A 14,113-nucleotide genomic window follows, 5' to 3' on the forward strand; every position below is an offset into this window, starting at 1 on the left:
CGGATAAATGCCATGGACGGGAAATAATGCGTTAAATATTGTTACAATAAAAAATGAAATTTCCCTGACGATAGGCAAAATCAGGCGCATCACCCAAAAAGGGTTGATATAGATCAACCTAACCTGCGCGCCGTTTTTTTCTCTTTTTAATTAAAATAAGATTGCATTACTATGTTTGGCAACGTCCTGAAAGGCCTCAGCATGAACAGGCCACGGCAGTATTCAGGAAACAATTTAATAAACCGGATTGACGCATTTTATCAATAACATTTTCTACCCTGTTCAATGAACGATTTAAGGGTGGGTCGTGTTCCGTTCAAATAAGAATTATTCACAATGAAATCATTTTTTAAAATTGATTTCACTCTCGTCAACCTAACGCAAATATAGGAAGAGTTCCGGTGAAGATAAAAACGTCTTATGGCCTGAGCTGGCTGCCCCTGGTGGTGATTGTCGCCATCGCGCTGGCGCTGTGGCCGCTTACGCCGCCAACCGGCCTCAGCGCGGCCGCCTGGCATTCCGCGGTGATTTTTGTCGCCACCATCGTCGCCATCGTCGCTAACGTCCTGCCCATCGGCGCCATTGGCATTATCAGCATCACTATTTTTGCCCTGACGTATGCGGCGGGTGATAAAACCGCCAGCGGCGCCATCGTGACGGCCCTCAGCGAGCTGAACAGTTCGCTTATCTGGCTTATCGTGGTCGCGTTCATGATTGCGCGCGGGTTTATCAAGACCGGGCTTGGGCGGCGCGTGGCGTTGATGCTGATTCGCCTGTTGGGCAAGCGCACCCTCGGCCTGGCCTACGGGCTGGCGTTTGCCGACCTGCTGCTGGCGCCGGCCATGCCCAGCAACACCGCGCGCTGCGGCGGGGTGATCTATCCCATCGCCGATTCCCTGGCGCGCAGTTTTAATTCGCACCCGGACGATGCCTCGCGCAGCAAGATCGGCACCTTCCTTATCGTGTGCATCGGCAATGTCAACGATATTACCTCGGCGCTGTTTATGACCGCGTATACCGGCAATCTGCTGGCGGTCAAACTGGCGGCCAACGCCGGCATCCATATCACCTGGTTCGGCTGGTTTATGGCCGCGCTGCTGCCCTGCGTGGTGTCGCTGCTTATCGTCCCGCCCTGCATTTATTATCTGGTTCGCCCGGAGATCAAAAAAACCCCGGACGCGCCGGTATTCGCCGCCGCCGAGCTGGAAAAAATGGGGCCGCTGGGCAAGGGCGAATGGTTAATGCTGGCAACGGTGCTGCTGCTGCTGGTGCTGTGGATTTTTGGCACCTGGCTTGGCATCGACCCCACCACCGCGTCCTTTGTCGGCCTGTCCTTTTTGCTGTTGACCGGTGTCCTGACCTGGGAAGAGATTAAAAGCGAGAAGGGCGCCTGGGATACGCTGGTGTGGTTCGCCGCGCTGCTGATGATGGCCAACCAGCTGAAAAATCTGGGGTTCACCACTTGGTTCGGCGATCTGATCGGCACCAATATCGGCCACCTTATGGCCGGGACCAGCTGGGTCTGGGTACTGCTGCTGCTGAACGCCGCCTATCTTTATACGCATTATTTTTTCGCCAGTGGCAACGCGCAGATTGCGGCGCTGTACGCGGTATTCCTGGCCGTCGGCATGACGCTCGGCATTCCGGTGCTGCCCATGGCCTTTATGCTGGCGTTTACCAGCAGCCTGTATTGTTCCTTAACCCAGTATACCCATGCGCGCGGTCCCATCCTGTTTGGCGCCGGCTATGTGCCGACCCGTGTCTGGTGGCGCACCGGTTTTGTGGTCAGCGTGATCAATCAGATTATTTTCATGGGCGTTGGCCTGACCTGGTGGCGGGTGCTGGGGCTGTATTAATCCGCATCCAGGGCTTATCCCGGCATTGCTTTGGCGGCGCCGGGATAGGATTTTCCCGGCGCAAACCCACCGGGCGCGCGTCAGGAGGTCGAGCGGAGTTTAGGGTATTTTTTCAGCCAGCGGCCGCTGGCCAGGCGCCAGTAGAAAAACAGGCCGCGCACAATCCAGTCCAGGAACATTCCCAGCCAAATGCCCACCACGCCGAAACCCAGCACGATCCCAAGCGTATATCCCGCCACGATGCGGCATCCCCACATGCCAAGCATGGATATCCACATGGTGAAACGCGCGTCGCGCGCGCCCTTTAGCCCCGCAGGCAAGACCCATGACGCGGCCCAGAACGGCATAAACGCGGCGTTAAGCCAGACCAGTATTTTCACCACGTGGATAACATCCTCCTCGCGGGTATAAAACGCGGCCAGCAGGCCGGCGAACGGCACCGAGAGGAAGGCGATCAGCGATAATCCCAGGGTGGACAGCCAGAAGATATGCTTCAACTGGCGTTCCGCCTGGCCGCGCTGGCGTTTTCCCAAACGCGTGCCGACAATAATGGTCGCGGCGGACCCCAACGCATTGCCGGGCAAATTGATCAGGGAAGCGATGGAAAAAGCGATGAAATTGCCGGCAATCACATCGGTGCCCATACCCGCCACGAACACCTGGGTCAGCAGCTTGCCGCCGTTAAACAGCACTGATTCAATACTGGCGGGAATACCGATGCCCAGCACTTCCTTCAGGATGCTGGTGTCCAGCCGGTAAAAATAGCTCTTCAGCGAAATTTTCAGCGCCGGGTTAAACCCGATCATCAGTACGTAAATTACCGCCGCAGCGCCGATATAGCGGGTGATGGTCAGTCCCAGGCCGGCGCCGATAAACCCCAGTCCCGGCCATGAAAACACGCCGTAAATCAGGATAGTGCTGATAATAATATTGAGGATATTCATCCCGCCGTTGATAAGCATCGGGATCTTGGTATTGCCCGCGCCGCGCAACGCGCCGCTGCCGATAAGCGCGATGGCGGCGGCCGGGTAGCTCCAGGCGGTGATTTTCAGGTAGCTTAACGCCAGGGCTTTCACCTGCGGCGCGGCGCTGCCGGCGATCACATCGATAATCGCCTGGCCGTAGAATTCGATTCCCAGCGCCAGCAGCACGGCGATCACCGTCATCAGCGCCAGCGATTGCCTGGTGGCGGCGCGTGCCCGCTGGGGATTGAGTTTCCCCAGGCTGAACGCCACCACCACCGTGGTGCCCAGATCCACGGCGGCGAAAAACGCGATGATCACCATGTTAAAACTGTCGGCCAGGCCCACGCCGGCCATGGCTTCCTTGCCCAGCCAACTGACCAGGAACGTGCTCAACACCCCCATCAGCAGTACGCACATGTTTTCGAACAGGATCGGCACCGCGAGCGGGGTGATTTCTCGCCAGAACAGCACCCGATAGGAATGCCGTTTGGGATACCACGCCGTACGCTCGATGGCGTGCCGCAACGCTACTGTGATGTTTTGCAAGATAGTTCCAGCTGTAGAAAAAGACGGGCGCTTTACTTGATGATGGTAAAAGACCTGTGAATTTGCAAAGTCTTTTTAATCAGCAGATGTGACGGGCGCTGACGCCCGGGCTAGATGAGGGATTCGTGCACGAGGGATTGCAACACGCTTAACGGTGCCCGCCTGGGATCGCGCATGGCGGACAACGGCAGCATAAAAGTCTGTTCAAGCAGGAATTGTCCGTCCATCGCCGCGTGGGGCGTTTGATCGGAAAAACAGATCCAGGTGCTGCCCGGCGGGAATGCCATCACCAACTGCGGGCCGTCGCGCTGATAGTCCGTATCGGCTTTCATGGCGTCATGCAATTGCAGCATCAGATGATCGTAACGGCTGCGCCGTGTTTGGGTGATGCCAACGGCGTTTAGCCACCAGCTTGCCAAAGGGGAATAGCGCCTGAGCCGCGGCAGAAAACGCTGCGCCAGCGGGGGGAAGGGCTCGCCGATGCGCCAGGTACGGCTTATGCCATAAGGATTGATATTGGTGAAAACGCGCAGTATGCGCTCGCCGCGGTTGGGTCGTGAAGGAAAGGCGTCCACGTGCAGGCGGCTATCATCCTTGCGCCAGGAGGCCCTGGCGCGCCAGTCGGCGACCTGATGCAGCCGCAGGGTACCGGCCGGGCTGTGGCAGGCGTCAAGGTAGGCCGGCAGCAATGACGCCATCAGGGCGCGGCAGTCCTGATAATAACGCTGCAGCAGTTGCCGCGCCGCCGGACGCTGCTCCGGCGCCGCCACGCCGTCCAGCCGGTCGCGATCGGGCCGATAGCTGATATTTTTGCGTTCCGGCTCCAGCAGGACGGGATCGAGCAAGGCCTCTTCTTGCGGGGTTAATATAAAAGACAAGCGGGGTAAATACAGAATTTTGCCCTCTTCCAGCGCCGCGACGACGGCGGACGCGTCTGGCCGGTCAAGGTGCCATTGCTGGTAAGGCAGCGTCATCACGGCAAGCTCATAGGCTATTGGGTTCGGCATAATAATTCCTGGTATAAACGGAGGATCCGGTTATTTTTTTCGGCGGTCATTGCGACTGGATAATACTTTTATCCAACATTACTATTATTTAGAGATATATTTCGGGAGCCGGAGCAATAATTTGCCAAGTTATTAATTGAATAATTATAATCGTAAATGAGACAAGGAAATAAACAGTCGCCAAATAAGCACCAGATAAATTTATGTTTTACCGCGGTCGCCATCACGCCACGCGGCGTGGAATGACAGGGTAACCAGACCAGTGAAAAATCGCTATGATGGTTACGGTCACCCTTATTAATGTATAACTTCCCGGCGATATATCATTTTAATTAATGCCGTATCCGTCATTCAATAAACCGCGCCGTTACAGGTTCAGTAAATCCACGATGGCGTCCACTACGGCCTGCGGCGCTTCCTGGGGAGTATTATGCCCGATGCCCGCTAACAGGCGCCGTTGATAATAGGCGGAAAATTTATCGCGATCGCGATCGCGATCGGCGGCGCCCGGCGCGCCGGTGTCGAGACCCGCGCCCACGCCGTCGTCAAGACCGCATAGCGAAATGGTGGGCACCGCGATAACCGGCAGGCGTTGTAACCGATCCTCGATCGGCTGCAGTAGGGGATCTCCCGCCATATAGCCGTACCGGTGGCGGTAGGAATGGATCACCACCTCGACAAAATCCGGGTTGTCGAATGAGGCGGCGGTGCGCGCGTAGGCGGCGTCGGTAAAATGCCAGGAAGGCGACCATAACCGCCACAGCAGGCGGCAAAATGCCGCCCGGTTGGCCGTCAGTCCGGCGCGGCCGCGCGGGGTATGGAAATAATATTGGTACCAGTACCGGTGCTCCGCCTCGGGATCCTGCGGCGCGGCTGAAGCGGCGATATCCTGGATATTGTAACCGCCCGCGCTGACCAGGGCCGTCACCCTGGCGGGCCAAAGAGCGGCGAGGATACAGGCCGCGCGCCCGCCCCAGTCATAGCCCGCCAGGACGGCCTTCTCCAGCGACAGCGCGTCCATCATATCCAGCAGATCACGGGCCAGGGCGGCCTGCTGCCCCGAGCGCATGACGCCGTCGTTGATAAACCGGGTGGGGCCGTAGCCGCGCAGATAAGGCACCATCACCCGGTAGCCCCGCGCGACCAGCCCAGGCGCCACGTCATCATAGGCGCGCGGATCGTAGGGAAAGCCATGCAGTAAAATCACCGCCGCGCCGTCCCGCGGACCATATTCCTCATAAGCCAGGTCGAGCATGGGGGTGCGCACGTACCTTGTCGCGGGAAGTTTCATCAGGGCGCTCCTGTGGTGTATGCCGCAAGGTGATAAGTCAGTATAGAACGGTTGGCAACCGGCGATGATCATCCGTCGTACTTCGTAATGCGAAATAACATGCGAGTGATTAGTATTTATATTTTATCGCCAGGGGGAGGGCGTTATGCCCATAACGGACTTGTTTTTTTAAAAATCTGGCGGGTTGTTTTATTCTTTATTTCGCTTATGGCGGGCTGGGTGCGCCGGCGATATTTTTCGCCATGGGGAGAAAGAACGTCTTTATTCTCCTCGTTGTACGGTCAATAGGGCGAAAATCTGTGCGCAAACTCATATTTTAATTCTTTAATGAATCAATATTATTTAAATCCAAAGAGGGATTTAATAAATAACTAATTGAATTTTAAGTATTAATTAATTCAAAAAGTGTTATATAAAATTATATATATCGGTTTTATTGATGCCGGACAATACCCCTGTCTATCCTAAGGGTAATCTCATTGCGAGGATGATTATGCCGCAATGAATTTCCGCCGCGCTTTCTGTGTTCGGTGGCATTTTATGCGTGGCGAGACTGTTCCGGATTGATGTCATCGTTAAACAGGGATTTGAGATCTTCAGGGTGAATTATCATGAAAAGCAAAAATAATAATACTTTACTAAATATCCCCCTAACCCGGCGAAATCTGGTGAAGGATAGCGCAGTGTGCGGACTGGCGCTGGCCGCCGGCGGCGTGGCGCTGCCGTTTAGCCGCCAGGCCCGGGCCGATGGAGATCCGGCAACCCTTTCCCCATCCCCCGCCGCTGAAAAAATCGTCTGGAGCGCCTGTACGGTAAACTGCGGCAGCCGTTGTCCGCTGCGCATGCATGTGGCCGATGGCGAAATCACATATGTGGAAACCGATAATACCGGCAATGACGTGTATGGGGATCTGCACCAGGTACGCGCCTGCCTGCGCGGGCGGTCGATGCGACGCCGGGTCTATAATCCCGATCGGCTGAAATACCCGATGCTGCGGATAGGGCAACGTGGTGAAGGCAAATTCAAACGCATCAGCTGGGACGAGGCGTTCGGTTTAATCAGCGCTAACCTTAAGCGCATTATTAAGGATTATGGCAACGAGGCCATTTACCTGAATTACGGCACCGGCACGCTCGGCGGCACCATGACCCGCTCCTGGCCGCCGGGGAAAACGCTGATTGCCCGCCTGATGAACTGCTGCGGCGGTTATCTGAATCATTACGGCGACTACAGTTCGGCGCAAATCGCGGCGGGATTGAACTATACCTACGGCGGCTGGGCGGAAGGCAACAGCCCGACCGATATCGTAAATAGCAAGCTGGTGGTGATGTTCGGCAATAATCCCGGTGAAACCCGTATGAGCGGCGGCGGGGTGACCTATTTGCTGGAGCAGGCGCGCGAACAGTCCAATACCCGCATGGTGGTTATCGATCCCCGGTATACCGATACCGCCGCCGGCCGCGAAGACGAGTGGCTGCCCATCCGGCCGGGCACGGACGCCGCGCTGGCTTCTGCGCTGGCTTATGTGCTTATTAGCGAAAATCTGGTGGACCAGCCCTTCCTGGATAAATACTGCGTCGGTTATGACGAAAAAACACTGCCTGCCGGCGCGCCGGCCAACGGCCATTATAAAGCTTATATCCTGGGCCAAGGCCAGGACGGGACGGCGAAGACCCCGGCCTGGGGCGCCGCCATCACCGGCATCCCCGCCGCGCGCATCATCCAGCTGGCGCGGGAAATCGGCAGCGCCAAGCCGGCCTATATCTGCCAGGGGTGGGGGCCGCAGCGCCACGCCAACGGCGAGACGACCACCCGCGCCATCGCGATGCTGGCCATCCTGACCGGCAACGTCGGCATCAGCGGCGGCAACAGCGGCGCCCGCGAAGGGTCCTATGAAATCCCCTTTGTCCGCATGCCTACGTTGGAAAACCCGGTAAAAACCAGTATTTCCATGTTTTTATGGACCGATGCCATCGTGCGCGCCACCGAGATGACCGCGATCCGCGACGGGGTACGCGGCAAGGACAAGCTTGACGTCCCGATAAAATTTATCTGGAATTACGCCGGCAACTGCCTGATCAATCAACATTCCGACATCAACCGTACCCATGACATCCTGCAGGATGACAAGAAATGCGAGATGATTGTGGTGATTGATAACCATATGACCTCGTCGGCCCAATATGCCGATCTGGTGCTGCCGGATTGTACGGCGTCGGAGCAAATGGATTTTTGTCTGGACGCGTCAAGCGGTGATATGGGGTACGTGATTTTTGCCAGCCAGGCTATCAAGCCGCGGTTCGAGTGCAAGAATATCTACGATATGACCAGCGAAATCGCCCGCCGCATGGGGGTCGAGCAGCAGTTTACCGAAGGGCGCACGCAGGAAGAGTGGCTGCGTTATCTTTATCAGCAGTCGCGGCTGGCCGTTCCGGCGCTGCCGGGATTTGAACAGCTCCAGGCCCAGGGCATATTCAAGCAGCGCGATCCGGACGGCCATTTCGTGGCTTATAAAGCCTTTCGCGCCGATCCGGCGGCCAATCCGCTCACCACGCCCTCTGGTAAAATTGAAATCTATTCCGCCGCGCTGGCAACGCTGGCGGCTACCTGGCAACTGTCCCCCGGCGATGAAATCAACCCGCTGCCCGTCTATAGCCCGGGTTTTGAAAACTACGATGATGCGCTGAATAAAAAATACCCCTTGCAGCTGACCGGGTTTCATTACAAGGCGCGCACTCATTCAACCTACGGCAATATCGCTATTTTAAAGGCCGCGAACCCGCAGGAAATCTGGATAAATCCCCTTGATGCGCAAGCGCGCGGGATCAAAGACGGCGACATTATCCGCATATTCAACGACCGGGGGGAGGTGAGGATCAATGCCAGAGTCACGCCGCGAATGATGCCCGGGGTAGTGGGTTTGGGCGAGGGCGCCTGGTATGCGCCGGACGGGAATCGTATCGACCATGCCGGCAGCATTAACGTGCTGACCACGCAGCGCCCTTCTCCGCTGGCCAAGGGTAATCCTTCGCATACCAATTTGGTGGAAGTTGTCCGACTTTAAGGAGTAGTCCATGTCGACACAATATGGATTTTATATTGATTCAAGTCGTTGCACCGGCTGCAAGACCTGCGAAATGGCCTGCAAAGACTATAAAAATCTGGCGCCGGACGTCAGTTTTCGCCGCATTTATGAATATGCCGGCGGCACATGGCGGCAGGAAGCGGACGGCAGCTGGCAGCAGAACGTCTTTAGCTATTATCTCTCCATTGCCTGTAATCATTGCGAGGATCCGGCCTGCGTCAAGGTCTGCCCGAGCGGGGCCATGCATAAGCGCGATGACGGCCTGGTGGTGGTTAACGAGGATGTCTGCATCGGCTGCCGCTACTGCGCCATGGCCTGTCCCTACGGCGCGCCGCAGTATAATGAGGCGAAAGGGCATATGACCAAGTGCGATGGCTGCCAGGAGCGTTTGGCCGTCGGTCTGAAACCGGTCTGTGTCGAATCCTGTCCCTTGCGGGCGCTCGACTTCGGTCCCATTGAGGATCTGCGCCGGCAACACGGTACGCTGGCTCAGCTGGCGCCGTTGCCGCAGGCTCGCTACACCAAGCCTTGCATTGTGCTTAAGCCTAACGCCAATAGCCGTCCTTGCGACGATACCACCGGCTATCTGGCTAATCCGAGGGAGGTGTAATATGGGTACGGGATGGCAGGAATGGCCCCTGATTTGGTTTACGGTGCTGGGGCAGTGTGTGGTGGGCGGGTTTATCGTCATGGGGCTGGCGCGGATGGCCGGCCATTACGATGCCGGGCAGCATCTGCGGCTGCATCGCTGGATGAGCGTTCTCTGGCTGCTGATGGGCCTGGCGTTTCTGGCGTCGGTGCTGCACCTGGGCACGCCGCTGCGGGCGCTTAATTCGCTCAATCGGCTGGGTTCGTCGGGACTCAGTAATGAAATCGCCTCCGGGTCGCTGTTTTTCGCCGCGGGCGGCCTCTACTGGCTGCTGACGGTGACGGGCAGGATGCCGCGCGCGCTGGGCAAGGCGTGGCTGGGGCTTGCCATGGCGCTGGGCCTGGTATTCGTCTATGCCATGACCCGGGTTTACCGGATTGATACCGTACCCACCTGGAATAACGGCTATACCGCGCTGAATTTCTTTCTGACGGTGCTCATCGGCGGGCCACTGCTGGGCGCGCTATTGCTGCGGGCCGCCGGGATCGAGATCCGCCGCCGCCGGATGCTGGTTACGCTTAGCATCGCGGCGTTGCTTGTCAGTATGGGGGCTGCCGTCATGCAGGCGGCCGGACTGGCGGCAATACAGAGTTCAGTGCAGCAGTCCGCCGCGCTGGTGCCCTGGTACGGCGAACTGATGGCGCTGCGGCTGGCGCTGGTCGTCCTTGGCCTGGGCTGCTGGGTCTGGCCGATGCTGCGGCGCGTCAACAGCGGCGTCGCCGGTCTGGCGCTGGGTTTTGCCTTGGTGGTGGCGGGAGAACTGGTGGCCCGCGGGGTATTTTATGGATTGCATATGACCGTCGGCATGGCTGTTGCCGGTTAGCGTGCAAAACGGCTTATTCGGCCGGGGTGCTGCATTCCCGCCAGGCGAATGCGCACGCTACCCTTAGGCCGTCATCGCCGATACCCGTTTCATGAGCTGGGCGTGCCGCGCTGGCGCCCATCGCCTCAGGACTGATCAATAAGCGCCAGCAATTGCCGATAAACGGCCGGATTGGCCATCAGCACCGCATTACCGTTCATCAACCCCTGGTTATGCATAAAATCATTCGTCACGCCGCCGGCCTCGCGCACCATAACGATGCCCGGCAGGCTGTCCCAGGCGTTCATATGGGGTTCGTAATAGCCGATCAGCCGGCCGGCCGCCACATAGGACGTCATCAACGCGCCGGACCCGTTGCGGATAAACATGCCGCCGGCGCGCAGCAGGTTGCCGATAAAAGGCGTAAACACCCCGGGGGCGACCCGGCCCGAGGTCCCCACGCCCACCAGGCCGTCGCGCACCGCTTGGCCGCCGTGTACCCGCAGCGGCGTATCGTTGACAAAGGCGCCTTTGCCGGCGCAGGCGTGGAAGATTTCATCGTGGTTGGGATCGCAGACCACGCCGATGATGGGTTCGCCCTGGATAACCACCCCGATGGCAACGCACCAGGTATGCAGTCCGTTGAGAAAAGCGCTGGTGCCGTCTATCGGATCGACCACCCAGGTACAAGACGCGGTTTGGCCGCCGCCGGTTTCCTCGCCGAGAAAGCCATCCTGCGGGAACCTGGCGGTGATGGCCTGGTGGATAAGGGCCTCCACGGCGCGGTCGGCAATGCTGACCACATCCTGCAAATCCCCGCCCTTATGCTCCACGTCCAGCCGGTGGCGCTGCTGATAAAAGGCAAACGCGCGGCGGGCGCCGGCTTTCGCCAGTTCACAGGCAAAACGGTAGCGTTCGTCAATATCCTGCTGAGTGACTATGTCCATTTCCGCCTCAATATTATTATCTCGTCTCTCGTCGTCTACCGGCCCTTGCCGGGCGGCGGGGCTGGCAGCAATGATGATATACGCAGGCGCATCACATCACATCTAGATGACGGCAATATGACCCGCGGGACGTCCTGACCCTTTACCGGCCGGCGCATTTGCCCGATGATGTCATCCCCGGTTGCGATTCGCCGGCGCTACCCGCTACCGCCGCCGGGGAAACCCCTCTAACGGAGAAAATACATGATTGTTGAGATGCGTGTTTATCATTGCCTTCCCGGCCGCCTGCCGGCACTTCAGGACCGCTTCCGGAATACCACGCTGGCTTTATTTGCCCAGTACGGTATCGAGCCGATAGGTTTCTGGACCACCCTCATCGGCCCCAGCAACCATAGCCTGACCTATTTGCTGAAGTGGGACAGCCTGGCCGATCGCGAGGTCCGCTGGAGCGCCTTCCAGGCGGATACGGCGTGGATAGCCAAGCGTACGGCCAGCGAGGCGGATAAACCTATTGTCGAACGTATTGAAAATTCCTTTTTAACGCCGACGGACTTTTCCGCTCTTCGCTGACAAGACGACACTCCGGTCCGGTGCGGATTAACATGCGCAGTTTATGCTGTCCGTGCCGGGCTGGCCGCGGAAATGATTGCCGGCGGCGGTGAGCGCTATAAAGAATCAGGGAATAAGAGAATTTTTGGCGGTATTCAGTGTGACGATAGCGGGTTGATAGATTTGGATATCCTGGATGATGTCGAAGGAGAAATAATGTCCGTCCCGGCTGGGTACAAACTCTGAATCAGGTATAAACGCCGCGCCCTCCAGACCCGCATTGAGCAGATCCAGAATCAGCCGCGGCTCGGACACCTTCATCAGGATATTCACTTCCTCAATCTCCGCGTAGAGTTTATTCAGCAAGAATTCATAGGTTCCCTCGCCGTCGATACGGTGATGCAATATCAGCGGCAGCTTGCCGATGTCGGATAAATTAACGCGCTTGCCGGCGAACGGGCGGGAAAATGAGGCTGATAATACGGCGATAAGTTTTACCGGCGCCAGTTCGCGCACATAAAAAGAGCTGCATTCCCTGGGGCTTTGGATCAGCGCGATATCCAGCGCCTTTTGCGCCAATAACGCTTCAAGATGGCTGGAATCTGAGACCAGTACGTTAATATCCCAGTCAGGCTGCCGCTGGTAAAAATCCAGCAGGGTTTGGTTAAAATAACGCAAATACAAATAGGATACGCCGATTTTGACCACTCTTTTTTGCCGGGTGGCGATAGCGATGGTCTGTTTTTTCAGCGCGTTAACCTGGCTTAACACCTCGCAGGAATGGCGGTAAAGAAAGGCGCCCGCCTCGGTGAGCAGCATTTTTTTCGGGGTGCGGATAAACAGCGGCGAACCGATTTCCGCCTCCAGCTCGTGCAGCCTTTTGCCCAGCGGCGGTTGGGCGATATTCAGCAGCTTGGCCGCCTTGCTGATCGATCCCTGCTCGGCGATAGCGCAAAAATACCGCAGCCTTTTCAGGTCCATTCCACTCTCCCGGTGCCCCCTGACGTGAGCACAGCATAACAGTAAATCCCGGTACCGCTAAGATGGGCCGCGGTATTTGCGTCAGGGGGATGGCCTGGCGATCAGTGAATAAACAGGGTCCAGAAATGGGAAATGGGCAGCACCAGCACCAGCGCCGGTAAGAGATTTCCCACCGGGAACGATTTAATGCCGGCAATACGAAACCCGGTGGCCAGCATGATAAATCCGCCGGCGGCGGTAAAGTCGCCCATCATTTCAGGGGTGGTGTGCGGCATAATCAGCACGGCGGCCGAGGCGATGCACAGCTGGATAACTAACTGCGGCACGGCAATCAGGGCGACGGCGTAACCCAGCACGGTGGCGAAAATCGCCGCGGTGAATATATCCATGATGGATTTAACGAACAGGATATTGGCGTCGTGGGTCATGCCTTCGGTCATGGCGCCGATAATACCGGTGCCGCTGGCGCAAAACAGCACCAGGATCGCCACGAATTTTTCGGTGAATACCGCCGGATCCAGCTTGCCGTCATCCGCTGAAAAACGATTGGCAATGCCTTTGGCGACATTACCCATCGTGCCGATACGTCTTTCCAGATAAACCAGCTCGCCGATGGCCGCGCCCACGATAAGCGATAATATCACTACCGGCAGGCTGTGGATTTTGACAATAAGCGCGATACCCAGCCCCATGGAGGAGAGACCGAAGGTCAGCGGTAAGGCAATGCGCAGCCGCTCGGGGATTTTGCCGCCAAAAAATGCGCCGACAATACCGCCCGCCAAAACGGCGCAGCCGTTGACGAATGGACCAATTAACATCAATTCTTCCTTAGAATGAAGACTATTTCCGCATCAGCCGCGCGGGATTTCGCCCCAGCGTTTAAGATTGCCGACGTCCAGACCGAATAAATCCAGCGCGCGGGCGGCGCTGTGACGGACGATATCGTCCACGCTTTGCGGAGCCTGGTAAAAGGCGGGAACGGGGGGGAATATTATCCCGCCCATTTCCGTTACCGATTGCATGTTTTTCAGATGGGTAAGATGCAGGGGGGTTTCCCTGACCATCAGCACCAGCCTGCGCCGCTCTTTTAAAATCACATCGGCGGCCCGGGTCAGAAGATTGCCGGCCAGTCCATGGGCAATCGCGGCGAGACTGTTCATTGAACAGGGCGCGATTATCATGCCGAGCGTTGTAAACGAGCCGCTGGCTATCGCGGCGCCCAGATTGGTTACGCTGTGCACTTCATCCGCCAGTTTCACCACCTCCTGGCGCTCATAGGTCGTTTCGAGCGCCCTGGTGGCTTCCGCTCCTTTGCTGATGACCAGATGCACTTCAATATCCTGTTCATGTAGCAGCTCCAGCACTTTCATGCCGTACTGGAACCCGGAAGCCCCGCTGATGCCTACGATAATGCGCCGCTTACTCATCTTAACA

General features: G+C 57.3%; 12 protein-coding genes. 5 read left to right on the forward strand and 7 right to left on the reverse strand.

Features of this window, described 5'->3' with window-relative positions:
- The first annotated feature begins 401 nt into the window (after positions 1–401).
- Complete coding sequence (locus ABUK12_RS02010) at positions 402–1,856, forward strand: DASS family sodium-coupled anion symporter (RefSeq protein WP_410014712.1); 1,455 nt, start codon at positions 402–404, stop codon at positions 1,854–1,856.
- Positions 1,857–1,936: 80 nt separating this feature from the next.
- Here the strand turns inward: ABUK12_RS02010 and ABUK12_RS02015 are convergent, their stop codons facing one another.
- From ABUK12_RS02015 to ABUK12_RS02025, 3 genes are all read right to left on the reverse strand, one after another.
- A complete protein-coding gene (locus ABUK12_RS02015) occupies positions 1,937–3,367 on the reverse strand; it encodes an EmmdR/YeeO family multidrug/toxin efflux MATE transporter (protein WP_410014713.1) in 1,431 nt (476 codons plus the stop codon).
- Between the two features lie 110 nt (positions 3,368–3,477).
- Positions 3,478–4,374, reverse strand: a complete 897-nt coding sequence (locus ABUK12_RS02020) for a Kdo hydroxylase family protein (RefSeq protein WP_410014714.1) — start codon at positions 4,372–4,374, stop codon at positions 3,478–3,480.
- Between the two features lie 367 nt (positions 4,375–4,741).
- Positions 4,742–5,665, reverse strand: a complete 924-nt coding sequence (locus ABUK12_RS02025) for an alpha/beta fold hydrolase (protein ID WP_410014715.1) — start codon at positions 5,663–5,665, stop codon at positions 4,742–4,744.
- Between the two features lie 611 nt (positions 5,666–6,276).
- Here ABUK12_RS02025 and dmsA point away from each other — a divergent pair.
- Genes dmsA through ABUK12_RS02040 form a run of 3 tightly spaced genes read left to right on the forward strand, consistent with a single transcriptional unit; the run spans position 6,277 to position 10,223 of the window.
- Entirely contained in the window at positions 6,277–8,730 is a 2,454-nt protein-coding gene (gene dmsA / locus ABUK12_RS02030) for a dimethylsulfoxide reductase subunit A (protein ID WP_410014716.1), read from the forward strand.
- A 10-nt stretch (positions 8,731–8,740) separates the two neighbouring features.
- On the forward strand, positions 8,741–9,361 hold the full coding sequence (locus tag ABUK12_RS02035; protein WP_410014717.1) for a DMSO/selenate family reductase complex B subunit: 621 nt from the start codon (positions 8,741–8,743) through the stop codon (positions 9,359–9,361).
- Between the two features lies 1 nt (position 9,362).
- On the forward strand, positions 9,363–10,223 hold the full coding sequence (locus ABUK12_RS02040) for a DmsC/YnfH family molybdoenzyme membrane anchor subunit (protein WP_410014718.1): 861 nt from the start codon (positions 9,363–9,365) through the stop codon (positions 10,221–10,223).
- Between the two features lie 125 nt (positions 10,224–10,348).
- On the opposite strand, the gene ABUK12_RS02045 is transcribed toward ABUK12_RS02040, so the two are convergent.
- A complete protein-coding gene (locus ABUK12_RS02045) occupies positions 10,349–11,149 on the reverse strand; it encodes an inositol monophosphatase family protein (protein ID WP_410014719.1) in 801 nt (266 codons plus the stop codon).
- A gap of 243 nt (positions 11,150–11,392) precedes the next feature.
- Here ABUK12_RS02045 and ABUK12_RS02050 point away from each other — a divergent pair, with 243 nt between their 5' ends.
- The gene (locus ABUK12_RS02050) at positions 11,393–11,719 is read left to right on the forward strand and encodes an NIPSNAP family protein (protein ID WP_410014720.1); all 327 of its coding nucleotides are present in this window, start codon (positions 11,393–11,395) and stop codon (positions 11,717–11,719) included.
- 105 nt (positions 11,720–11,824) lie between these two features.
- Here the strand turns inward: ABUK12_RS02050 and ABUK12_RS02055 are convergent, their stop codons facing one another.
- From ABUK12_RS02055 to ABUK12_RS02065, 3 genes are all read right to left on the reverse strand, one after another.
- Positions 11,825–12,679, reverse strand: coding sequence for a LysR family transcriptional regulator (locus ABUK12_RS02055; RefSeq protein ID WP_410014721.1), 855 nt, complete (start codon positions 12,677–12,679; stop codon positions 11,825–11,827).
- 101 nt (positions 12,680–12,780) lie between these two features.
- Complete coding sequence (locus ABUK12_RS02060; RefSeq protein WP_410014722.1) at positions 12,781–13,497, reverse strand: DUF554 domain-containing protein; 717 nt, start codon at positions 13,495–13,497, stop codon at positions 12,781–12,783.
- A 33-nt stretch (positions 13,498–13,530) separates the two neighbouring features.
- On the reverse strand, positions 13,531–14,106 hold the full coding sequence (locus tag ABUK12_RS02065; protein ID WP_410014723.1) for a UbiX family flavin prenyltransferase: 576 nt from the start codon (positions 14,104–14,106) through the stop codon (positions 13,531–13,533).
- Between the last annotated feature and the right edge of the window lie 7 nt (positions 14,107–14,113).

Origin of the sequence: Sodalis sp. C49, from assembly GCF_046352915.1 — a bacterium.
In the GTDB taxonomy this organism is placed as follows: Bacteria; Pseudomonadota; Gammaproteobacteria; order Enterobacterales; family Enterobacteriaceae; genus Acerihabitans.

Bases quoted from the DNA above. Each gene is read 5' to 3' on its own strand.
- ABUK12_RS02020 (WP_410014714.1), bottom strand. From the start codon at position 4,374: ATGCCGAACCCAATAGCCTATGAGCTTGCCGTGATGACGCTGCCTTAC.
- ABUK12_RS02025 (WP_410014715.1), bottom strand. From the start codon at position 5,665: ATGAAACTTCCCGCGACAAGGTACGTGCGCACCCCCATGCTCGACCTG.
- dmsA (WP_410014716.1), top strand. From the start codon at position 6,277: ATGAAAAGCAAAAATAATAATACTTTACTAAATATCCCCCTAACCCGG.
- ABUK12_RS02035 (WP_410014717.1), top strand. From the start codon at position 8,741: ATGTCGACACAATATGGATTTTATATTGATTCAAGTCGTTGCACCGGC.
- ABUK12_RS02040 (WP_410014718.1), top strand. From the start codon at position 9,363: ATGGGTACGGGATGGCAGGAATGGCCCCTGATTTGGTTTACGGTGCTG.
- ABUK12_RS02045 (WP_410014719.1), bottom strand. From the start codon at position 11,149: ATGGACATAGTCACTCAGCAGGATATTGACGAACGCTACCGTTTTGCC.
- ABUK12_RS02050 (WP_410014720.1), top strand. From the start codon at position 11,393: ATGATTGTTGAGATGCGTGTTTATCATTGCCTTCCCGGCCGCCTGCCG.
- ABUK12_RS02055 (WP_410014721.1), bottom strand. From the start codon at position 12,679: ATGGACCTGAAAAGGCTGCGGTATTTTTGCGCTATCGCCGAGCAGGGA.
- ABUK12_RS02060 (WP_410014722.1), bottom strand. From the start codon at position 13,497: ATGTTAATTGGTCCATTCGTCAACGGCTGCGCCGTTTTGGCGGGCGGT.
- ABUK12_RS02065 (WP_410014723.1), bottom strand. From the start codon at position 14,106: ATGAGTAAGCGGCGCATTATCGTAGGCATCAGCGGGGCTTCCGGGTTC.